The organism is Pantoea phosphatilytica (assembly GCF_051025615.1).
Classification (GTDB): Bacteria; Pseudomonadota; Gammaproteobacteria; order Enterobacterales; family Enterobacteriaceae; genus Pantoea.
This window is the reverse complement of sequence record NZ_JBPFDF010000018.1, coordinates 1-512: the sequence shown is the minus strand read 5'-3', so window position 1 is coordinate 512 and position 512 is coordinate 1. Positions and strand designations below refer to the sequence as shown.

The 512-nt window shown below is 50.0% G+C and carries 1 tRNA gene and 1 rRNA gene; both read left to right on the top strand.

Annotated features, from left to right (window positions below):
• A 16S ribosomal RNA gene (locus ACR6AS_RS20505) occupies window positions 1-78 on the top strand; the annotation flags it as partial.
• A gap of 86 nt (window positions 79-164) precedes the next feature.
• Window positions 165-240: transfer RNA gene (locus ACR6AS_RS20500), tRNA-Glu, on the top strand.
• The last annotated feature ends 272 nt before the right edge of the window (window positions 241-512 follow it).

Below are 512 nucleotides of genomic sequence, written 5' to 3'. Positions count from 1 at the left end.
ACCACTTTGTGATTCATGACTGGGGTGAAGTCGTAACAAGGTAACCGTAGGGGAACCTGCGGTTGGATCACCTCCTTACCTTAAGATACCTTCCGGCGAAGTGCTCACACAGATTGTCTGATAAAAAATAACGAGCAAAGTGTCTTGCGAAGACAGACTTAAATGTCCCCTTCGTCTAGAGGCCCAGGACACCGCCCTTTCACGGCGGTAACAGGGGTTCGAATCCCCTAGGGGACGCCAAGCTTGGTGACAGGTGAAAGATGTTGCCCACATATCTTAAAGATGACTTACGAGTCATGTTTAAGATATTGCTCTTTAACAATCCGGAACAAGCTGAAAATTGAAACGACGTACCGCGTCATCCCTCCGTAATAAGGGATGGCAAAGCGATACGGTCGGGTCTCTCAAATGCTTGCAGTCTGCAGCGTTGAAAAACGCCTGTGGGTTGTGAGGTTAAGCGACCAAGCGTACACGGTGGATGCCCTGGCAGTCAGAGGCGATGAAGGACGTGC